Origin of the sequence: Synechocystis sp. CACIAM 05, from assembly GCF_010222815.1 — a bacterium.
Classification (GTDB): Bacteria; Cyanobacteriota; Cyanobacteriia; order Cyanobacteriales; family Microcystaceae; genus Synechocystis.
The window spans coordinates 2,601,824-2,623,406 of sequence record NZ_CP019225.1; the positions used below are offsets into that span (position 1 = coordinate 2,601,824).

Genomic DNA, 21,583 nt, shown 5'->3' on the forward strand with positions numbered 1-21,583 from the left:
TTTATTGTTCAAAATACTGTTTAAACTGATCTGTGTCCCCCCAACCCCAGATTTGGCTTTGTCCCACCGATCGCCCCTTAATTCCGGGTTATCAGGCTTTATTAAGTTCTGAAGAAATAGCCCGCAGTCAACGCTACCAACCGCCCCAGGATCAGCAAAGATTTTTGACCATGCGTTTGGCTTTACGCATACTCCTAGCCCGTCAGCTTGACTGTTTACCCCACCAATTACAGTTCACCTATGGCCCCCAAGGTAAGCCGGAGTTGGTCAACAGAGAACGGCGATCGCCATGGTTTAACGTGGCCCATAGCGGCGATTATGGCCTCATTGGTGTCAGTACAGAAGGGGAAGTTGGGGTTGATTTACAAATTATGCTCCCTAAATCCCATTGCTTAAAATTAGCTAGGCGTTTTTTTGCTCTCCAGGAAGTCTGGCAATTGGAGAGTTTAGGCGAAGAAGAAAGAACTAAACTGTTTTATCAACTTTGGACAGCGAAGGAGGCATTTTTAAAAGCTACGGGGCAGGGCATTAGCGGTGGTTTAGACCAAGTTATCCCAGCGTCAAGTTTGGATCAATATCAATGCTTGCCAAGTAACTATGAAACGAACCAGTGGCGATTATCTAGCCAGCCTTTGTTGGTGGACCAAGAAAGCAAGGATCATTATTGGACGGCGATCGCCTGGCGCACTAACCAGGTCAACCAAGCTGAATCTAATTGCTTACCCAATATTCAGCCATTCCAGTGGCCCCGCCACCTTGATCCCTAGCTCTAGTTTCGTTACCTTGGGCTGGCGGCCTTAATCCTGTAAAACCATGGAAAATCCCCTGCAAAAAGTAGAAGCGGCCATTAACCATCAGGTTAATGAAACGGTGCGCCAAACCAGTGACAAATTCTATGGCCAGCTAGAAAAAATTGTCCATAAAGAATTGACCAGTGATCATTTGGAAAGAATCATCGCTGACGCAGTGGCCCAAACCTTGCGAAAACTGGCTTGGCAGTACTGGTACTTACTAATAGGGGCTGCCTGTGGCCTGTTGGTGATCCAGGCCCTACTGCTGAGAATAGTGCTCAAAGATACCAACTCCTGTGTGGAATCTGCGCCTAGACCAACATCACCATCTCTCAATCTTCCCCCGCGTTAAGGGTTGAGTGAGCGGATTTAAAACTTTAAAACTGGCGCAGAAAACGTAAATCGCTGTTATAAAGCCGACGAATATCGTCAATTTGATGCAACACCATGGCAAATCGCTCCACCCCAAATCCTGCGGCAAAGCCAGTGTAAACTTCCGGGTCATAACCCACCGCTTCCATTACGTTGGGGTCCACCATGCCACAGCCCATCACCTCCAGCCATTTACCCTGCCATTGCACATCCACTTCCGCTGAGGGTTCGGTAAAAGGAAAATAACTAGCCCGAAAACGAATCGGCAACGCTTCCCCAAACATTTGTTTGATAAAAGCCTGAATGGTGCCTTTCAAATGGGTGAAAGCTAAACCTTTGTCGATTGCCAATAATTCTACTTGGTGAAATACAGCAGAGTGGGTGGCATCCACCGTATCCCGCCGATAAACCCGCCCAGGGGCGACAATGCGTATAGGGGGATCATGCTTCTCCATGTAACGAATTTGCACCGGGGAAGTGTGGGTACGGAGCAGACGACCATCTTTTAAAAAGAAGGTATCCTGCATATCCCGAGCGGGGTGGTCAGCGGGAATATTTAACGCTTCAAAGTTGTAATAATCCGTTTCCACCTGGGGCCCCGTAGCGACGGTGTAGCCCAAACCGACAAAAATATCCAATACCCGGTCAACGGTGCTGTTGAGGGGATGGCGACGGCCCTGGGGACGGTAACTTCCCGCCATGGTTACATCCAAAGTTTCCGCCGCTAGCTGAGCTTCGATCGCCGCATTTTGTAGATTGGCTTTGCGGGATTCCAAATCATTCTGGAGTGCCTCTTTTACCTCATTGGCGATCGCCCCAAACTTAGGCCTTTCCTCCGCAGAAAGTTTACCCATACCTTTAAGGATCAGGGACAATTCCCCTTTTTTCCCTAGGTATTGCACCCGCAATTTATCCAATCCATCGAGGTCGTCACAACCGCTGATCGCCGCCTGGGCAGACTGTTGCAGGGATTTTAAATCGGCTTCCAAAGAAATAGTCATGGAAAAATGTGTCTCTTGTAATTCTGCCCTAGCAAAGGCCTTGTTTATGGGAATGGATCAAATACTGATTAGCGCTGGTCAGGTTGATCAACAGGGGATAATTGGTCTTTCCTCGGCCATGGTCAAGGCCAACATCGGCTCAACCCAGGAAAAATTGCCCGTTACCGATTCTACCCCAGCAGAGAGCGGAAATCCTTTGTCATCAAGAGCTAATCCTTGGCACCAGGGGAATCTGCCGCAACTTAATGCCGGGAATGGTGAACTGTTGTTTGATCTGATTTGGCTTTAGGGGAATCGTCTCAGTAAACTTGGACTGGCTTGTGGATAACACCCCCAACACACTCAGGGGCACCTGCAAAAATAAATTGGCCATTAAATAGGCGATCGCCGCTAGCCCAACGCCTGCCAAACGAATCTGGGGCAAATCCGTCACCCAAGGATAGGCGATCGGAGCGTAGTAATACACCAGCCACAATAGACCCAGACTAATTATTCCCCCAAACAAAGTAATCCATCGTTGTTGGCTCCGTTTAAACAAACTTAAAATTCGCAGTTGGTCTTCCCCCAAACTATCCGGGCGCAGGGCAATGATCAGTAAACTAAAAATCTCAAAGGGTTTAAACCATTGCATCACTATCACTGGCAACCAACCCACTGCAATTAAGAAAATCAGTTCTATGCCATAAACAGAAAAGGGGGTCCCCAGCGCTAAACCCAACATCATGGTTAACAGGGCCAACGGCACCACCACAATCCCCGCCAAATGAATCCAGAGAAATGGTTCTGCCCGAAAAGATGCGCCCATGATTTTAATGCCTAATTGCTGATCTGGTAGTTTTACCGCACTGTGTCTAATAATACCAAATTGCCCTGGCCCAGAGCTTTTGAGTTAGATTATTTTTCCAAGATTATTTAGAAATACTGATTAAACCGATGGGGCTACGGTGATTATCCTGCAATTTTTCCAGGTCGGCTAGAACCTAGCGTCGACCATAAAGCAATTGTTATTTAAGATTGTCAAAACTTATCAATTTGACAGTTGAATCGTAAAGACTAACTTAAAGATCCTTTAATTTTATTCTGATAAAATTTAAATCTCAGTAGTATGGCACCGATTCTTGATTTTGATCAAAGATTCCGCTTAACACGGAGATTTCCCAATGCTACTAAGTAAGATGACTACCAAAGTGATTGCATTACTTCATACGGCGATCGCCGAAAATCCTTAAGAATTTAAACTTAGTCTAGCCATACCTATCAGTCACAATTCTAGCAAGGGTTCCTACCCAAAATAAAAATCCCCGAAAAGCTTATCAGGGAAGCCTCGGGGACAAAAAATAAATTTAGGATAAATCTAAATCTGGATTGCGATTAACTAATCTGGGGTGGGAACTGGTTTTTCCGGAGCTTCCCCCTTTTTGGCCCCTTCAAACACAGCCCGCAACCAAGGGGGAGCCACAAAGGTAGTAACAATGACCATTACGATGATGGCGGCATCGGTGGCAGGATCCAACGCTCCACTAGCGGCCCCTACCCCAGCAAAAACTAGACCCACTTCTCCCCGGGGAATCATGCCTACCCCGATCGCCAATTTGTTCAATTCCGACTTACCAAACAGGGTAAAACCAGTAACCACCTTACCCACGATCGCCACCAGGATTAAAAAGGCGGCAATAATCAAACCTTCTCGGTTAGCAGGTACGGCGGGGTTCAGCACACTGACATCGGTCTTGGCCCCCACACAGACAAAAAATACCGGCACAAAAAAGTCTGCCAGAGGCAAAATTTGTTCTTCTAAATCTTCCCGCTTTTCCGTTTCCGCCAGGATTAACCCCGCCGCAAAGGAACCCAAAATCGCCTCTAACTGCACAATTTGGGCAATGTAGGAAAGGATAAACGCCACACAAATGGATACCAACAGCAACTGACCCCTGGTTTTCATGCGGTTGACTAGGCTGACATAGAAGGGGCTGAGCAGGCGACCAATTAAAATTGAACCCACCACAAAACCGGTGGCACTAACGATCAAATAGATGATGTTGCTGATTTGGATTTCCCCAGTTTTTACCAAGCTACCCACCACCGCCAGCACAATAATGCCGAGGATATCGTCCAATACTGCTGCACCAATAATGATCTGCCCTTCATTGGAACTAAGGCGGTTGATCTCGGCCAACACCTTCGCAGTGATGCCAATACTGGTGGCCGTCAGGGCCGCCCCCGCAAAAATTGCTGGAATGGCCGCCACGCCAAAAATGGTCATCAAACCGATGGTGCCCAAACTAAAAGGAGTTACTACCCCCACCACCGCCACGATCGCCGCTTGGGGACCCACCCGAATCAGTTCCTTGAGGTTAGACTCCAAACCAATTTCAAATAGGAGAATAATTACCCCCAACTCGGAAATGACGGAAATCACTTCACTCTGGGCGCTAAAAACGGACTGGGCCGCTTCCGGGGATAAATCCGCCGACCCCATCAGCAGTTGAATAACTAGGGAATCTTCGGGGGCCAGACCTCCTTCGGGAAATAATAATAGTTTCAGGGCCGAAACCCCCACCAACACGCCCCCCACCAATTCTCCTAGCACTGGCGGCAGATTGAGTCGGAGACAAACTTCCCCGCCCAACTTACTAGCAAAATAGATCACCACCAGACTGAGGAGCACCCCAGCCAATACCAATGGGGCTATTTCCGTTTCTGTTTCTACGGCAGTGGCGATCATTGGCCACAGGGGAGGGAGCAATGGGTTCATAAACATTTACATTGGATGTCATCTCTAAGCAGGATAAGGCAAAAGCTCCCCAATTTTTAGTGGCGTAGGACTCTGAAAATACAATCCAAACCATTCACTGAGATAGATACTTTCACTGTAGACCAGGGGCAAAGGTCAATAGAAGTTGTTATTAACTATAATTCTGGTTTTTGAAATTTATTTGAAAAATTGAGGTGTGGCAGTTAAATTTCCCCCTTGTTTGAGTAGGGATTTTAGTGGGCCGATTGAGCGGGATGATCCTATCTTTAATTGACTTAAGTTTAGAACTAAAAAGACTGATCAAAGGCTGCTAGATAGATGATTTTAATTGTGTCAAACGTCCCTACCTCAAGATTGGAAAGGCATCTGTTGGCCTTGGATCACCATTTCTCCCCGGGGTTGACGGGCAGAAACTTCTTTTTCCTCTGTGACCATAACTTCCGAGGCAGACAACCATTTTTCAAAAGGAATCTCTAGTAAAACTTCCCCTTGGGCATTGGGCAGAAAAGAACGACAGGGCACTTTTTTCCCATCAATCACAGCCCAAAGTTGGTAAACCTTACCGTCCTTAATCGAGGGTACATCCCTTAGCACTAGTAGTGCAGAAGTGCTTTCTGCGCCCACAATTAAACTGCCCGTTGCTTGGGATTTAGCCTGGGTGGCCCGCAGGGTTAAAAAGTTTTTGTTGGGTTCCTGGAGCAGGTTGACCACCTGGCGATAGGCCGATAATTGTTCAGTTTGCTGTTGATCCCCTTGGGAATCAAGCACCTGTTGTAATGTCTGATTAGTTTGCTCAATGGTGGCTAATTGTTCCTGTAATCGATAATTTTGCCAGCTTAAACCGGCGATCGCCGTGGCCAGTACACCGCCCAAAGCTAGTTTTCCCCAGGTAAACTTGGGAGTCGATTTAATTACGGATGGAGAAAATCGATTAACCGGAGATTGGGAAAGCAATAGGGGCGGGGGCACATCGGCCGAGGATAGTCCCAAGGGCAAAAGGTTGAGAGTAGCCCGCAGTTGCTCAACTTCCTGCACTAAAGCCGGATTCTGGCTTAATAAATCCTCCACCTGGGCCTGCTCCGCCGGAGTTAAATCTTCTAGCACATAGCCTGCCAACAATTCCTGCAAGGCGATCGGGTTTAGGGATTCCATCGGTTTACTCCACAAGATCCTGTAATAAATTTTTCAGCTTTAATAACCCCTGACGGGAACGGGTTTTAACCGTACCAAGGGGAATGGCTAATTTTTGGGTAATTTCCGACTGACTCAGCCCTTCATAGTAAGCCAGCTCCAACACCTGCCTTTGGTTAGGGGGCAAAGTCTCCAAGGCCGATGCTACCCGTTGGGACAACTCGGACAAAGCAGCGTTTTCCATAGGTAAATTGGGAACATTCGTTAAGTGGTTGTGTTGACAGGCTTTTAACAGTCGCCCTCGGCTCTGACCCTGGCGAATTCGGTTCAAGGCCCGGGAACGGGTGAGGGTAAGCAAAAAATTGAGTAAATTTCCCCGTTGGGAGTTGTAGGGAGTGGTGGTCTCCAGGCTAAGGAAAATTTCCTGGGTTAAATCCTCCGCATCCTGGGAGCGCTGCAATATGCGTAGGGCTAAACGATAAACCACCGCACCGTAGCGGTTATAGAGAACTCCTAGGGCAAAGGAATCTCCCCGTTGCACCGCCGCCATAATTTCTCCGTCATCCTGCACCACGACTTGCATACTAGAAAAACCAACCCAGTCCTGTCAGCAGATAATATCCCCCTGCTAACATCAACAAGCCACTACCAAGTCCCGTAACCCAATGGGAGTTTTTTAGTAAAACCCGGCTCTGTTTGATCAGACCAGTGAACAGGCTAGCGAAGAAAATAACGGCGGTGTAACCCAAAGCATAGAAAACCATCGCCATCACACTTAAGCTCTGGGAACCTGTGGTGGAAGCCGCAGCTAACACGGCAAATAATACCGGACTGGCACAGGGAGAACTCACCAAAGCAAAGGTCATACCCACCCCCAGGGGCCCTGCCACAGGCAAATTAATTTGGGTTTTGGGTAGGGGTAAATGAACTAGTCCGGCAAAACTCAATCCCATGACCAGAATGATGGTACCGATCGCCACATGAACGTAGCCCTTAAAGTCCACAATGACGGCGGTGGCAAAGGCGGAGACCAAGCCAAATAAGCTGAGCACAATTACCGTACCTAAGACAAATAGGCTAGCTTTGCCCAGGGCTTGGCGGCGGGAAGTAACTTGCAGAGTGCCAATGTAGCTCAGATTCACCGGCAATAGGGCGAGGATACAGGGGGAAAAACTAGCAAGCAGTCCCCCCAGAAAAGCCAGAGGTAGCAATACCAGAGGATTGCCGGTGTTTTGCTGGTCAAACCATTGCTGGTAATGATTTTCAACCGCGGCAATGAAATGATCCAAGCCCGCTGTCAGGGAGGCCCATTGACTAGTGAGCACCACTAAGGACAGGGCTCCCAAAAATAAAATTAGGCAAAATGCCCAGGGGGCCATGGAGGAAAAGGAACGACGGGCACGATTTAACATGGCGATTTCAGAATTTGGTCAACGAGGAGCGAAGCAGAGGCTGGCCAAACCGCCTTCGCCCCGGTGGGGAGGAAATATTTTGATAAAACCTCCAAGATTGCTAGAGCTTAAGTGGCCCCGGGTCGGAAAATGGACAAAATTATGGAAAAAGAAACGGGGCAGTTTAGAGATCACAGCCCCTAGAGTCAACTATTTTTTCGCCATTCTGGAAATTTCCCCATCAATTACCTTGGCGTAGTCCCCAGCATTGGCATTTTTACGAAATTGCTGGATGACCATCCCTGTGGCGGGATCAATGATGGCAACGGTGGCGGTTTGGGTTTTATTGGCTTCAAAGAAGGTCGTTAACCCCAATTGCTTGGCTTTGGCTTCCGCCGCTTTGGTTGTGTTTTTGTCTGAAACATCCAGCACCACAAAGTTCACTTTGCCCTGGTACTGCTTCTTCAACTGACTAAGGGTGGGAGCAATGGTCTGACAGCCGGGGCACCAAGTGGCATAGATATCCACCACCACGGGCTTGCCTTGGAGGGAAGGGGACAGGGCTTTTGGGGCCTGGGTCTGCATCATTTGGGCAACGCTGACTTGGGGAGAGGAAAAACTCACCGAAGCCACGCCGAGGGCACCACCAAGGAAGGCGATCGCCAAAGTAGATGTTAAAAAGGAGCGGGTAGTTTTCACAGAAAGTGCCTCAATGGAAGGTTCACTTTCTATACACCTCTGACCCAGCTTTTGGATTTATTGGATTTATTTAATTAACCGAAACGACCACTGACATAATCCCGAGTCGATTCCTTGAGCGGATTTTGGAAAATTTCTTCCGTGGGACCATACTCCACCAAACTACCGACTTTGGCTCCTCTGTCTACCGATTCCACATTGAAAAATGCGGTGTAGTCCGACACCCGGGACGCCTGTTGCATGTTGTGGGTCACAATCACAATGGTGAATTGCTCTTTGAGCTCATGCATTAACCCTTCAATCTTCAAGGTAGAAATGGGGTCGAGGGCCGAACAAGGTTCATCCATCAAAATTACTTCCGGCTGAACGGCGATCGCCCGGGCAATGCAGAGCCGTTGTTGCTGACCACCGGAGAGGGAAAAGCCACTGGCTTTCAATTTATCTTTCACTTCGTCCCAGAGGGCGGCCCGACGCAGGGAAGTTTCCACCAATTCGTCCATATCCCCTTGGAAATTGTTTAGCTTAGCTCCCCAGGCAATGTTTTCGTAAATTGACTTGGGAAAAGGATTGGCTTTCTGAAATACCATGCCAATGGAACAGCGTAAACCCACCGGATCAACGCTGGGGGCATAAATATCCGAACCGTGGTAGGTAATGCGTCCCTCCACCCTGGCGATGGAAACCAAATCATTCATGCGATTGAAGCAACGGAGCAGGGTGCTCTTACCACAACCGGAGGGACCAATAAAAGCCACCACCCGTCTTTCGGGAATGGAAATATTGCAATCTTTGACTGCAAGGTGGGAACCGTAATAAACGTTAACGCCCTGGGCTTCTAACACCCCCTTCGTGGCCACGCCGTTGGAAACTACCATAACTAATATCCTCTTGAAAATTTAAAAATAATTGGTTACTAATAACGGAAAAGCTTGGGTTGTTCTAGGCCGAGGGACTTCCCAGGTTCGACAGAGTAAAACAGAGAGAACCATTTAACCAAAGCGCCCACTGACATAGTCCTTGGTTTCCTGTTCCTGGGGGTCACCAAACACCTTGCCAGTTCGGTCAAATTCCACCAGATAGCCCACTTTATTGCCTTTGTCCGTGGCTTCTGCGTTATAAAAAGCAGTGTAATCCGCCACCCTGGTGGCCTGTTGCATATTGTGGGTAACGATGATGATGGTGTAGTTTTCCTTCAACTCATTCATCAACTCTTCCACTTTCAGGGTAGAAATGGGGTCTAGCGCTGAGCAGGGTTCATCCATTAACAATACTTCCGGTTGCATGGCGATCGCCCGGGCGATGCAAAGTCGTTGTTGCTGACCACCGGAAAGGGAAAAACCACTGGCTTTTAATTTATCTTTCACTTCGTCCCAGAGGGCGGCCCGTCGGAGGGAATCTTCCGCCAACTCTTCCAAATTGCCTTTGTAGCCATTGACCCTGGCACCGTACACCACGTTATCGAAAATGGTTTTTGGGAAAGGATTAGGCTTTTGGAAAACCATGCCAATATATTTCCGCACCGCAGTGACATCGATATTAGGCGAGTAGAGGTCTTGGCTATGGTAAAGAACCTTGCCCTCTAGTCGGAAACTTTCAATCAGGTCATTCAAACGGTTAAAGCAACGCAAAATGGTACTTTTTCCGCAACCGGAGGGGCCAATGAAGGCAGTGATTTTATTTTTAGGAATAGTCAGGGAAACGTCCCGCACTGCCCGGTGACTACCGTAATAAATATCTAGGTTCTGGGTAGTAAAGACGGGGATGGTTTCAGTTAATGGTTGCGCCGGGGATTCGTTCATGGGGGATTCCTCATTCAATTAGTATCTAATAAGCCTTCTTCCGGGTAAAGAAGCGGGCGGTGATGTTGGTAATTAGCACTAGAAACACCAGCAATAACGAAGCCGCCCAGGCCAATTCCTGTTGGGATTTGTAGGGCACCGACGCAAAGTTATAAACCAACACAGCCAGGGTGGCGATGGGTTCCTTCAGCCCCCGGGGCCAGAAGTTGGAGTACAAAGCAGTGAAAATTAGGGGAGCCGTTTCTCCAGCAGCCCTGGCGATCGCCAATGTGACCCCGGTAATGATGGAAGAAAGGGCAGCGGGCAAAACCACAAATAAAACAGTTTGGTATTTGTAAGCCCCTACCCCCAGGGCAGCCCAGCGAATATCCTGGGGCACAATCTGTAAAGCTTCATCGGTGGTGCGGATAATGGTGGGCAACATCAACACCGCTAGGGCAACCCCCCCCGCAATGGCCGAAAAACCAAATAGTCCTGAAGAAACCAAAGCACCGTAGGCAAATACCCCCGCAATGATGGAAGGAATACCGCTCAACAGGTTAGTGGCAAAACGCACCGCCCGGGCCACTTGGTTATCGCCGCTGAATTCGGAAAGGTACACCGCACTCAAAACCCCAATGGGCACTGCAATCACCGTGGCGATCGCCACCACAATGAAAGTCCCAATAATGGCGTTACCTACCCCACCACCGGCCAAACCAGGAGCCGGAGGTAGTTTGAGAAAAAGGTTGAGGTTAAGGCTGCGGAAACCCTGAATGGCAACAAAAATCAGCACCGCAAACAGGGGAATAACGGTAGCCAATAGACAGGCCACCGACACGGCAGTCATGGAGTAACCAAAGATAGCTCTCAGGTCAGATTTCTTCTTTTGGAGGTTAACGGCGGTCATGGGTTTGGGGGGCCAGGGCCTAGGAGAATAAGCAAAAATATAGGTTTGGGAAGAGTTTGAGAGTTCGAGATTCGTCTTTTAAACTGACTGGCTCAATCCAGAGCTTTGATTTAAATTTCGCCCGTAATTGGCAAGTCAGGGAAACAACTCAAACAGCCCCTAAGTAAAAATAATTGCAGCAAAAACTAATATTTAGCTTTGACTTTGTTCACAATCAGTTCTGCCAAAATATTGACAATGAAAGTAAGAACAATCAGCACAAAACCGGCATACATCAACGCCGAAACCTGCATCCCCGAAGCTTCAGCAAACTGGTTAGCTAGTAGGGAAGCAATGGTGTTGGCAGGATTCAATAAAGACCAACTCAGACGGTTAGAGTTACCAATGATCATGGTCACGGCCATCGTTTCCCCCATGGCCCTTCCTAATGCCAGCATAATCCCCCCGACAATGCCGGAGAAAGCGGCGGGAATCAACACCCGAAAAATGGTTTCCCACCGGGTAGCCCCCAGTCCCAAGGAAGCTTGCCGTAATTCCGGCGGTAAGGAAGCCAAAGAATCCCTGGCGATCGCCGTAATGATGGGCAAAATCATAATGGCCAAAACAATACTGGCGGGTAACATACCGGGGCCAGCGGGCGGGGTGCTAAAGAGGGGAATCCAACCAAAATATTCGTTTAACCACATCCCCATCGGTCTGATTAGGGGAATAATGACGAAAATGCCCCATAATCCATAGACCACACTGGGAATAGCCGCCAGCAACTCCACCATAAAGGTGAGTACAGTGCGGATCTTAGCGGGAATGAAATCCTCACTTAAAAACAACGCCGTACCGATGCCCAGGGGAATAGCCAGCAGTAAAGCCAAGCCAGAGTTGACCAACGTGCCCACCATAATGGCCAGGATCCCATACTGGCTGGTAACAGGGTTCCAAGTATTATTAGTGATAAAGCCGAGACCGAAAGTTTTAATCGCCGGCACTGATTGGAGGAAAATTAGGATGGCGATCGCCAACAAAATCAGCCCAATACTGACGGCAAAGGCTAAAGTTAAATACTTAAATCCCTTCTCCAAATTTTTTTCAAGATCGGAGCGGGAAGCCAGGGACTTGGTCCGGGAATAGGGCGCAGTGGTCATGGAAAGATGGGGAATTAGGAAAGGCAAATGGGAAGGAAGATCAATGGCGATCGCCTCCCCACTCAGATATTTGCGACTGAACTATTTCAAGGTAATTGTGTAATCCGGGGAAAGTTTGTCGGCGGCGGCGGCTACTTTTTCCCGCACATTTTGAGGTAAAGGTACATAGCCCAAAGTGGGGGCCATGGTCTGACCTTCATTCAAACCAAACTCCACCATTGCTTCCATGCCCTTGGCTTTTTCTGGGTCACTGTATGTGGGGTAAACCAACATCCAGGTGTAGGTCACGATGGGATAGGACTCAGCCCCAGAGGGGTTAGTGATGAATTCCCGCAGGTTTTCCGGCAGTTCCACTGCAGCCAGGGTGGCCGAAGCATTTTCATCGGTGGGGGTAACGAACTGTCCATCCTTGTTCTGGAGGCTGGCCATGGTCAAGTTATTGTTGCTGGCATAGCCATACTCAACATAACCAATAGCCCCCTCATTTTGCTGAAGAGCAGCGGTCACACCTTCGTTACCCTTACCACCGATGAATTTACCTTTACTGGTGGGCCACTCAACGGTTTTACCTTCGCCGATGGTCTCTTTGAATTCAGGACTCATGGCGGCCAAGTTCATGGTGAATACTCCCGTTGTGCCGCTACCGTCGGAACGATGCACCACCGTGATAGGGCGATCGGGCAAGGTCAAATCGGGATTATCCGCCACTAGTTTGGGGTCATTCCAGTTGGTAATATTGCCCAACATAATGCCCGCCAAGGCTTCCTGGGATAACTTCAATCCTTCCACCCCAGGCAAGTTGTAGGCCATAACAATGCTACCAGCGGTCATGGGTAACATCATTACCTCACCATTAACCTTGGCAATCTCTTCATCGTCCATGGCCACGTCACTGGCACCAAAATCCACGGTTTTGGCCATAAATTGCTCAACCCCCGCACCGCTACCCACGGATTGATAGTTGACTTCCAGATTGGGTACGGCTTGATTGAGGGCCACAAACCAGCCTTGGTAAAGGGGAGCGGGAAAAGTTGCACCGGCACCGGTCAAGGAAACTTTACTGGCAAAGGCATCTGCGGCAGTAGAATCGCCACCACCGGTTTGGGCTGTGTCACCACCACCACCACCGCCACCACAGGCTGCCAGACCAACAGTTAGTGCCAGGATAGAAGCTGTGGGCACTAAATGCTTGGACAACTTTTTAATCTGCTTGAAAGTAGTCATTGATGTGTTCTCGACGCGGATTTGTATAATCTGGCTAAACAGTTGCTAATGATACAGTCATTAAGCCAGACCATGGTAAAGGGAAGGTTAAGGTCTATGGAATTGGGATTTTCTTGCTGAGAATCCCCAATACTTGCCCCTTGAGAAAGTGTTTGGAAAGTTCTGTTTTGGCTGTTCAATCCCCCCTAGCCCCCTTTGGAAGGGGGAAACTGTTACACAAGTCCCTCTTTTTAAACCAGAGCTTTAGTGAGGAGATTTAGGGGGATAAATCCTTTGATTTTGACTTTTCAAACAAACTCTGACGGCTTCGCCCCTTGTTTATTATTCAAAGGAGGCTTGTTTCTTTAACAACTCACCAATGGTCAGGTCCATAACACTTTCGCCACCGAAGACCGTGCCAACTTCCCCTTTGTTGAAGCTAATTTTGCCTAGATTATAGGCTTCCTCGGGCAAGGGAATATAACCAACCTTGGTGGCAGTGGCAGAGGCGTTGGCCAGATAAAAATCGACAAATTCCCGTAGGGCAGGATTATCTTGGGCTTTGGTTGCGTTGACGTAGATAAATAAAGGGCGGGACAGGGGTTGATACTCAGATTTTTCCACCGTTTCTCGGGAAGGCAGCACTGGTCCTCTACCGTTATCGACCCCAATGGCTTTCAAGTCAGCAATACGACCTTCGTAGTAGGCAAAGCCAAAATAGCCTAGGGAATAAAGGTCTTGGACAACTCCCTGCACCAAAATTTCATCGTCTTCACTTTTTAGGGTATCGAGACGACTAGCTCCAGCTTGACCAACGATCGCCTCGGTGAAGTAATCAAAGGTGCCAGAATCCTCACCGGGGGAGTAGAGGTTAATAGGTTGGTCGGGAAATTCGGGTCGGACTTGGTTCCAGCGGGTCAAGGTTTTTTCGGCGGCAGGTTCCCAAATGCGCTTTAGCTCTTCGACAGTCAAACTTTTCAGCCAGTTATTTTTGGGATTGCTGACCACAGTAATGGCATCAAAGGCAATGGGCAATTCCACATACCGCACCTGGTTGTCATTACATAATTTCATTTCCTGCTTGTTGATGGGGCGGGATGCGTCAGCAATGTCTGTTTTACCCTCGCAAAATAGCTTAAAACCACCGCTGGTTCCGGAAAATTCCACATCAATGTCGACCCCTTTCTTGCCCCCAGAGAAATCTGCAACAATCGCCTCGGTAATGGGATAAACCGTACTCGAACCATTAATGGCGATCGATTGACTGGTCTGGGATGGTGTACAGGCAGAAATTCCCAACAAGAGCAAAGCCATAGGGACAATGCCCCGGCTCAATCGACTTAAATCAAACATTTTTACTTCTCCGCCCCCAGGGTGGTCGATTGTGATTAGCCGTTGACGGTAGCTTTAGGGCATCTATCAACATTTTTGTATATTAAAGTCGCCCTGGCTGGTTGAAGGTTAAGCCCTAGTAAAGGTTTGGTTAAAGGGCTGGAGAGGTTGATCGTGCCGTATTTTTCGTCCCTGACATTTGTAAACCAAGGGATATATTCTTCGAGCCGTAATTCCAGTTTTTCAGGAAAAATTAATGGGACGGGAATCCATGAACAATGCCACAACGTCTGCCCAGGGGACTTTTTGCCCCGATTAACCTAGACTTGAGAAAAAAGCTGATTTTTGTGACTATGGCGACCTTTTCCTCCCTCGAAATTTTTAACCCCCATCTTTCGGCCATGGCCTTGGGGGCAGATTTCCATTGGCAGACCCAGGGAGAAAAGGGCCATCTGGCTTTGACTTTAACTCCCAAAGCTGATGGTCAATGGTTGTCACTGTTGGGAGGAAAACTACGCTTTTGGCTACGGGGCCTAGGTTTAACAGTCCAGGCTGAAGGTGCGACCACTGACCATGGGCAAAAATTTTTTAATGTGGGGGAGATAATTTTCCCGTCAGAAGCTGTTTCTCCCCAAACTGTAAATGTTGAACTTGCCCTAACTGGACAATGGGCCCGACTCCAGGCAGAAGTTAAAGCAGAAGCTCGGCAGGTGGTGATCGCCGAAACCCAAGGCCTGTGGCCGCCGGATTTGAGTCCGAACCAATTGGCCATTGCCGATCGCCTGCTAGCAAAATTTTTGGCAGAAGTTTACTTAATGCCGGCCCTTTGTTGGGGTCAATGGCTCCTGAGCAAATCGGGGGACTCTGACCTGCAAATTCCCTGGCAACCCCTCCATGGGAACTCGGAATCCAATACTTCTCCTTCTTCTGCAATTGCCCGACCATTAGGCGATCGCCTGCAGTTAATTATCGATTCCCCCCAGTTAGATTGCCTTGCCCTGGGGAAGTTAGTCGGTTTGGACCCGCAACGGGATTTAGCTGGAGGCAAATTTGTGGGTGCTAACCTCAACAGCATTGACCTTAGTAATGGCCAACTGATGGACAGCAATTTCCGGGGAGCTATTCTGACCGACAGCGATTTGAGTAATGCCGATCTCCGCCGGTCCAATTTTCGGGGTGCAGACCTGAGTGGCGCTTACCTAGAAGGGGCTAATCTCAGCCAAGTTGATTTTCGTAAAAGTAGTTTAGCCCTAGCAACTTTAATCGGCACAGACCTACGGGAAGCGGATTTGCGGGGAGCCACTCTCCAAAACGTCAATTTCAGTGGCGCAAAGGTGGAAAATCTCAGTTTTGGTGACAATCCGGGGTTAGCTCCCAGTCAGGAAGCTTGGTTACTGGAAAATGGTGCCCAGTTAGCTTCCGAATCGGTGCAGGAAATGTTACGCTGATAGCTGGTGCGAATTCTTTTCGCAAGATGAAAGGGTAAAGGGTCAGCCCAAGTCTGTCTTGGACACGTAGCTCAGTGGATAGAGCATCAGGTTCCGGTCCTGAGGGTCGGGGGTTCGAATCCCTCCGTGTTCGTCTAGTTCCATTACCTTTCATAAACCTTTGTGTCCCCAAGCAGTGTGATATGATCGGGAGTGCTCAATTTTTAGACTAAAGAAATAAAGTTAAACCCCGATGGCAAAAAAATCCATGATCGAGCGGGATAAGCGTCGTAGCCGCTTGGTAGCAAAGTATGCTGCTAAACGGGAAGCGCTCAAAGAAGAATTCCGTCAAGCTGAAACCCTAGAAGACAAATTAGCTGTTCACCAAAAATTGCAGGATTTACCCCGCAATAGCGCCCCCAACCGTCGCCGTAACCGCTGTCAGGTTACAGGTCGTCCCCGTTCCTACTACCGTGACTTTGGCCTTTGCCGCAATGTTTTACGGGAATGGGCCCACCAGGGTCTTTTGCCCGGTGTAACCAAGTCTAGCTGGTAATATTGCCCAGTTCTGGCTGTGAGTGATCGAGGCTTTGATTGCTTGCTTCCTGTAGGGAAACTCGAACCCCTAATCATAGTTGCTGGAGTCTGACCCACTAGCATTTGTAATTCAATATGACCAATTTCCCCCAAAACCTAGGTTAATGGGGGATTTTTACTGGCTGAGTTAAACCAATTACAGATTATTTAACCGACGACGTAGGTCGTCCAATTCCTGGTCAATCACCGCATCATCTTGGCTGGCATTATTAGCTGGTACTGAGGAATCAACAGGAGCTGCTTCGAGTTGGGGCGTAGCGGCAGAGGTTCCCGGTAATGCACCACCGGCCATGGACGCTTTGAGGGCGGCCAACTCGTCTTCTACCCCACTGCTGGCTTCCAACTGGGCAAACTGGTTCTCGATGCCAAAGCCGGCTAACTCCCCTGCCGCTTGGGAAGTGGCTTCCATATCCAGTACTTTGTTTTCCATCCGTTCAAAAGCACTAGTAGCACTGCTAGTACCTAAGCCCCCGAGGGTTTGCTGCAGTTCAGCATTAGCCTTGGCCGCTTTGGCCCTGGCCTGCAACATATTTTTCTTGGTTTTAGCTTCGGAAATTTTTGCTTCTAGGGCCGCGAGGTTGCGACGGAGATTCTCCGACATGGTCCTCTGTTGGGCTAGCTGGGTTTGGTACGCCGCCGCCGTATCTGTCAGACTTTTTTTGCGGGCCAGGGCTTCCCTAGCCAAATTTTCTTCCCCATTGGTGAGGGCTAATTTTGCCCGGTCTTCCCATTTCTTGGCTTCCTGGGTGTCTTGGTTAAGACGTTGCTCTGTTCGTTTTTCTTCGGCGATCGTGCGGGCAACGGCTTGGCGGAGTTGCACCAGGTCTTCCTGCATATCGATCACGGCCTGTTCCAGCACTTTTTCTGGATCTTCAGCTTTACTGACGAGGTCGTTGAGGTTAGCCCGGACGACGCGGCCTAAACGGTCAAATAATCCCATGTCTTACTTATCCTCTCAAAATCGCTGGGGGTTAACGAATGGGGGTCTGTACAGAAGTCCGCATAAGGGGGACTAAGGAGTTGGCCCTATGTTGATCCAGTGTAAACCAAGCCCGCAGACACTAGACAGCCTTGGAGTCGGTTTTAGTGGCTTTCGCCATGGTGCCCTACCCTACAATGGAAACACAGGTAGTCCAATCGAGATTCGATTGTGGAGGCATAGCGTTATGGCAAGTCTATTTAAAATTTTGCGCTCCCTTGCCATTCCGGCGGTGATTGCTGGTCTGGCCTTTATCAGCATCGGTGATATGTTTTTGCCCGATCCCTGGGCTAGTTATAGCAAAAACACCAGGGAACAAATTAATCAAAAATTATTGGGGGCAGCCCCCAAACCGAATATCAAAAAACCCAGTGAAATGAGGGAAAAACAACTTGAACAGTTAAAGTAGTTGGGCTTGGGCTTAATTGCTATTCCTAGTCTGCCGACAAGATTTTGCCCTACCCGCCGAATCCTTTCGTTATCCTTCCCTACCCGTAACCTATTTTTCCATGGCGATCGCCAAATTACCCCATCAAATTCTGCCCAACCTGTATCGTTTTGCACCCAATCGGGACACCCTGGGGGGAACAGCCTATTTATTAATCACTGGGGAGGGCAATGTGTTGATCGATTGTCCGGCTTGGCATGAAGACAATGAAGCATGGTTGGGGGAACAAGGCCCGGTGCGTTGGCTATGTCTGACCCATCGAGATGGCCATGGCCCCAAAGTGAAAACAATCCAGGAAAAGTTAGGCTGTCAGGTGGTGGTACAGGAACAGGAGGCTTACCTTTTGCCCGGAGTAAGGATATGTCGTTTTCGGGAACAATTGGCGATCGCCCCGTTCCTCACGGCCATCTGGACTCCCGGTTATTCCCCCGGCGCTAGTTGCCATTACTGGGGAGAGAACGGCGGTATTCTTTTCACTGGCCGTCATTTACTGCCCGATGGGGAAGGTAATCTAAGGGCCATTAAGCAGGCTAAAACATTCCACTGGCCCCGTCAGCAAGCCAGTGTGGAAAAAATTCATCGCTATTTGGATGAAAAAAATCTGCCCCTCAGAGCGGTTTGCCCAGGGGGAAATGTGGGTTATTTGCGGGGAGAAGATTGGTGCTTAAATCCGAGGGAAGCACTGGAGTCAATGCTCAGGGAGTTTCAGGCAAAAGTCTAACGGCAGTTAAGACCATGTAAGCCCCCAATCAAACTGGGGAGGTGGCATTTGCCTAAATCCAAATCTCCCCTTCCCCGCAAAACTTGAGTGACTAGGACTAGGGTTAAACGGCCTGGGGTTGTTGCTGGGGCTGGAACTGGAAGAGGGAATAAACCACGTTGCGGCGGATATCGATCATCATTTCCAGGAACATTTCATAACCCTCCTGTTTATATTCAATCAGGGGATCTTTTTGTCCATAGCCCCGTAAACCGATGGATTCCCGGAGAGCTTCCATGGACTGGAGATGCTCCCGCCAGAGATTGTCGATCTGTTGGAGGATAAAATACCGTTCCGCCTCCCGCATTAGTCCCGGACGCACCTTATCTACCTGGGTTTCCTTCAGATCATAGGCTTTGCGGACTTCTTCGTGGAAGAAGGTTTTCATTTCCCACACGGTCATATCCCCCAAATCTTCCACCGTTAGGTCTTCGAGTAAATAAACGAACTGCTTAGCCTTGTCGAGCATATTTTCCACGTCCCATTCCTCCGGGGGCAATTCCGGGTTGACGTATGCATCGACAATTTCATCCATGGTTTTTTCGGCATAAACTAGCACCTGCTCTTTTAAATCCAAACCTTCCAGCACCCGCCGCCGCTCTGCATAGATAGCTTTCCGCTGATTATTCATCACCTCGTCATACTCAAACACCTGCTTACGGATGTCATAGTAATAGGTTTCCACCTTCTTCTGGGCTCCTTCTAGGGAACCAGTGAGCATTTTGGATTCAATAGGCATATCTTCTTCCACCCGGAACATATTCATTAGTCCCGCCACCCGATCGCCGCCGAAGATGCGGAGTAAGTTATCTTCCAAACTGAGGAAAAAGCGCGTGGAACCTGGGTCCCCTTGGCGACCAGCCCGCCCCCGTAGTTGGTTATCCACCCGACGGGATTCATGGCGTTCCGTACCAATGACGTGCAGTCCCCCCAACTCAATCACTTCTTTATGTTCTGCTGAGGTCAGCACCTCATATTCCTGACGAATTTGGTTATACACTTCCCGCAGTTTCAGAATCACAGGATCATCGGTGGGGCCCTTCTCCGAGGCGATCGCCAACTTGTCTTCTGCTTCCAGTTCCGTCAAACTTTGCAGACCGTACTGATCCACCGCAAATTTGACAGCCTTTTTGAGCAAATCTTCTGTTTCCTGGCTAATGTTAGTGGGGTAAATGTCCGGCGATACTTGCCAGGTTTTCACCTTTTTTTTGCCATTTTGATTGCCAAACCCCTGGGGTTTTTCTCGGCCACTGACCCAACCTGTTACCCCAGCCCCCAGTTCGTCATCTTCCGGGCGGACAATTTTCGGCATTAAATATTCCCGCACTTTCAGGCGAGCCATATAGTCCGAGTTCCCCCCCAAAATAATATCCGTACCCCGACCAGCCATGTTGGTGGCAATGGTTACCGCCCCTTTGCGTCCTGCCTGGGCCACAATTTCCGATTCCCTTTCCACATTCTCCGGCCGAGCATTGAGCAAATTATGGTGAATGCCGCTGGACTGCAACAGTCGGGAAATAACTTCTGATTTTTCCACGCTAGTAGTACCCACCAGGATGGGACGACCCTGTTGGTGCAATTCTTCGCATTCCAATGCTACCGCTTTCCACTTTGCTTCTTCGTTTTTATAGACCACATCGGGCCAATCCTGGCGGCTGGAAGGACGGTTAGTAGGGGTAATGGTTACCTGGAGGTTATAAACCTTTTCCAGTTCCGTTTCTTCCGTTTTGGCTGTCCCCGTCATGCCGGAAAGTTTGGGGTAAAGCAGAAAGAAATTTTGGTAAGTAATAGTGGCCAAAGTTTGACTTTCCTTTTGGATCTCCACCCGCTCCTTAGCTTCGATCGCCTGGTGCAAACCGTCACTCCAACGGCGACCGACCATAATCCGACCGGTGAATTCATCCACAATCACCACTTCCCCATTACGAACAATGTAATTCACATCTTTGAGGAATAATTCCTTCGCTTTGATGGCATTGAAAATGTAGTGAGCCCAGGGATCATTCTTGTCGAATAAATCTGTAGTTTGTAACAATTGTTCCGCCTTCTCAAAGCCTTCATCGGTCATGAGCACGTTACGCTGTTTTTCATCCACTTCATAATGGATCTCCGGCTCCAACTGGGCGGCAATGTCCGACGCTTGCAAATATTTCTCTGTGGGGCGCTCCACTTGACCAGAAATGATCAAAGGAGTACGGGCTTCATCAATTAAAATCGAGTCAACTTCGTCAATAATGCAAAAATTAAAGGGGCGCTGTACCACTTCAATCATGGCGGTGGACATGTTGTCCCGTAAATAGTCAAACCCTAGTTCGCTGTTGGTGGTGTAGGTAATATCGCAGGCGTAATTCTTTTTCCTTTCCTCAGGATTCATGCCGGATTGTACTAGACCCACCGTTAAGCCCAAAAAGCGATGGATTTGCCCCATCCATTCCGCATCCCGCCGGGCCAGGTAATCGTTCACCGTCACCACATGGACGCCTTTGCCCGTTAAACCGTTCAGATAGGAAGGCAGAGTGGCCACCAGGGTTTTTCCTTCCCCAGTTTTCATTTCCGCAATTTGCCCTTTGTGGAGAATAATGCCCCCCAACAGTTGCACGTCAAAGTGACGCATACCCAACACCCGTTTCCCCGCTTCCCGCACCACGGCAAAGGCTTCTGGCAAAATTTCGTCTAGGATTTCTTCTGTTTCCGCATCGCTGCGGGCCTTATCCAACGCTTCCCGAAATTCGACGGTTTTATACTTCAACTCATCGTCAGACAGCTTTTCAATGTCCTCTTCATAGAGGTTGACCTCCGCCACGTAGGGTTGAAACTTTTTCAGTTTGCGGGTATTGGGATCACCAAAGAGGGCTTTTAACATGGGACTT

General features: G+C 48.9%; 21 protein-coding genes and 1 tRNA gene. 7 read left to right on the forward strand and 15 right to left on the reverse strand.

Features of this window, described 5'->3' with window-relative positions; genetic code table 11:
• Positions 1-32 precede the first annotated feature (32 nt).
• Both BWK47_RS12320 and BWK47_RS12325 read left to right on the forward strand, forming a co-directional pair.
• On the forward strand, positions 33-767 hold the full coding sequence (locus BWK47_RS12320; RefSeq protein ID WP_162328856.1) for a 4'-phosphopantetheinyl transferase family protein: 735 nt from the start codon (positions 33-35) through the stop codon (positions 765-767).
• A gap of 46 nt (positions 768-813) precedes the next feature.
• Entirely contained in the window at positions 814-1,143 is a 330-nt protein-coding gene (locus tag BWK47_RS12325; protein WP_162328857.1) for a hypothetical protein, read from the forward strand.
• Between the two features lie 25 nt (positions 1,144-1,168).
• On the opposite strand, the gene pheS is transcribed toward BWK47_RS12325, so the two are convergent.
• The 13 genes from pheS to BWK47_RS12390 form a co-directional block, all read right to left on the reverse strand.
• The gene (gene pheS, locus BWK47_RS12330; protein WP_162328858.1) at positions 1,169-2,164 is read right to left on the reverse strand and encodes a phenylalanine--tRNA ligase subunit alpha; all 996 of its coding nucleotides are present in this window, start codon (positions 2,162-2,164) and stop codon (positions 1,169-1,171) included.
• Positions 2,165-2,366: 202 nt separating this feature from the next.
• Positions 2,367-2,969 carry a low-complexity tail membrane protein gene (locus BWK47_RS12335; RefSeq protein WP_162328859.1) on the reverse strand — a complete coding sequence of 201 codons (603 nt, stop codon included), beginning with the start codon at positions 2,967-2,969 and terminating at the stop codon, positions 2,367-2,369.
• A 570-nt stretch (positions 2,970-3,539) separates the two neighbouring features.
• Complete coding sequence (locus BWK47_RS12340) at positions 3,540-4,925, reverse strand: cation:proton antiporter (protein ID WP_162328860.1); 1,386 nt, start codon at positions 4,923-4,925, stop codon at positions 3,540-3,542.
• A gap of 342 nt (positions 4,926-5,267) precedes the next feature.
• Positions 5,268-6,071, reverse strand: coding sequence for an anti-sigma factor domain-containing protein (locus BWK47_RS12345; protein ID WP_162328861.1), 804 nt, complete (start codon positions 6,069-6,071; stop codon positions 5,268-5,270).
• 4 nt (positions 6,072-6,075) lie between these two features.
• Positions 6,076-6,633 (reverse strand): sigma-70 family RNA polymerase sigma factor, encoded by a 558-nt coding sequence (locus BWK47_RS12350; protein WP_162328862.1) that lies wholly within the window; start codon positions 6,631-6,633, stop codon positions 6,076-6,078.
• Between the two features lies 1 nt (position 6,634).
• Positions 6,635-7,462, reverse strand: a complete 828-nt coding sequence (locus BWK47_RS12355; protein ID WP_010873562.1) for a cytochrome c biogenesis protein CcdA — start codon at positions 7,460-7,462, stop codon at positions 6,635-6,637.
• Positions 7,463-7,651: 189 nt separating this feature from the next.
• Positions 7,652-8,140 (reverse strand): TlpA family protein disulfide reductase, encoded by a 489-nt coding sequence (locus BWK47_RS12360; protein WP_162328863.1) that lies wholly within the window; start codon positions 8,138-8,140, stop codon positions 7,652-7,654.
• A 74-nt stretch (positions 8,141-8,214) separates the two neighbouring features.
• The gene (gene pstB, locus BWK47_RS12365; RefSeq protein WP_010873564.1) at positions 8,215-9,015 is read right to left on the reverse strand and encodes a phosphate ABC transporter ATP-binding protein PstB; all 801 of its coding nucleotides are present in this window, start codon (positions 9,013-9,015) and stop codon (positions 8,215-8,217) included.
• A gap of 114 nt (positions 9,016-9,129) precedes the next feature.
• Positions 9,130-9,939 carry a phosphate ABC transporter ATP-binding protein PstB gene (pstB, locus tag BWK47_RS12370; protein WP_010873565.1) on the reverse strand — a complete coding sequence of 270 codons (810 nt, stop codon included), beginning with the start codon at positions 9,937-9,939 and terminating at the stop codon, positions 9,130-9,132.
• A gap of 25 nt (positions 9,940-9,964) precedes the next feature.
• Positions 9,965-10,828, reverse strand: coding sequence for a phosphate ABC transporter permease PstA (gene pstA / locus BWK47_RS12375; protein ID WP_162328864.1), 864 nt, complete (start codon positions 10,826-10,828; stop codon positions 9,965-9,967).
• Positions 10,829-11,013: 185 nt separating this feature from the next.
• On the reverse strand, positions 11,014-11,967 hold the full coding sequence (gene pstC / locus BWK47_RS12380; protein ID WP_162328865.1) for a phosphate ABC transporter permease subunit PstC: 954 nt from the start codon (positions 11,965-11,967) through the stop codon (positions 11,014-11,016).
• An 81-nt stretch (positions 11,968-12,048) separates the two neighbouring features.
• Positions 12,049-13,191, reverse strand: coding sequence for a phosphate ABC transporter substrate-binding protein PstS (pstS, locus tag BWK47_RS12385; RefSeq protein ID WP_162328866.1), 1,143 nt, complete (start codon positions 13,189-13,191; stop codon positions 12,049-12,051).
• Between the two features lie 321 nt (positions 13,192-13,512).
• Positions 13,513-14,523, reverse strand: a complete 1,011-nt coding sequence (locus BWK47_RS12390) for a PstS family phosphate ABC transporter substrate-binding protein (protein ID WP_162328867.1) — start codon at positions 14,521-14,523, stop codon at positions 13,513-13,515.
• A 257-nt stretch (positions 14,524-14,780) separates the two neighbouring features.
• Between BWK47_RS12390 and BWK47_RS12395 the strand changes: the two genes are divergently transcribed.
• The 3 genes from BWK47_RS12395 to rpsN all read left to right on the forward strand — a co-directional run bounded on the left by BWK47_RS12395 (position 14,781) and on the right by rpsN (position 16,485).
• Complete coding sequence (locus BWK47_RS12395) at positions 14,781-15,950, forward strand: pentapeptide repeat-containing protein (protein ID WP_162328868.1); 1,170 nt, start codon at positions 14,781-14,783, stop codon at positions 15,948-15,950.
• Between the two features lie 60 nt (positions 15,951-16,010).
• Positions 16,011-16,083 (forward strand) — tRNA-Arg (locus BWK47_RS12400).
• 99 nt (positions 16,084-16,182) lie between these two features.
• Positions 16,183-16,485 carry a 30S ribosomal protein S14 gene (gene rpsN, locus BWK47_RS12405; protein ID WP_010873571.1) on the forward strand — a complete coding sequence of 101 codons (303 nt, stop codon included), beginning with the start codon at positions 16,183-16,185 and terminating at the stop codon, positions 16,483-16,485.
• Positions 16,486-16,662: 177 nt separating this feature from the next.
• Here rpsN and BWK47_RS12410 read toward each other — a convergent pair whose 3' ends face one another.
• Positions 16,663-17,466: a PspA/IM30 family protein gene (locus tag BWK47_RS12410; RefSeq protein ID WP_010873572.1), complete on the reverse strand. Its 804-nt coding sequence runs from the start codon at positions 17,464-17,466 to the stop codon at positions 16,663-16,665.
• A 226-nt stretch (positions 17,467-17,692) separates the two neighbouring features.
• Between BWK47_RS12410 and BWK47_RS12415 the strand changes: the two genes are divergently transcribed.
• Together BWK47_RS12415 and BWK47_RS12420 are read left to right on the forward strand one after the other, a co-directional pair.
• Positions 17,693-17,914, forward strand: coding sequence for a hypothetical protein (locus tag BWK47_RS12415; RefSeq protein ID WP_162328869.1), 222 nt, complete (start codon positions 17,693-17,695; stop codon positions 17,912-17,914).
• Between the two features lie 16 nt (positions 17,915-17,930).
• Complete coding sequence (locus BWK47_RS12420) at positions 17,931-18,674, forward strand: MBL fold metallo-hydrolase (RefSeq protein ID WP_237269630.1); 744 nt, start codon at positions 17,931-17,933, stop codon at positions 18,672-18,674.
• A gap of 103 nt (positions 18,675-18,777) precedes the next feature.
• Here BWK47_RS12420 and secA read toward each other — a convergent pair whose 3' ends face one another.
• Positions 18,778-21,576, reverse strand: a complete 2,799-nt coding sequence (gene secA, locus BWK47_RS12425; protein WP_162328870.1) for a preprotein translocase subunit SecA — start codon at positions 21,574-21,576, stop codon at positions 18,778-18,780.
• Positions 21,577-21,583 lie beyond the last annotated feature (7 nt).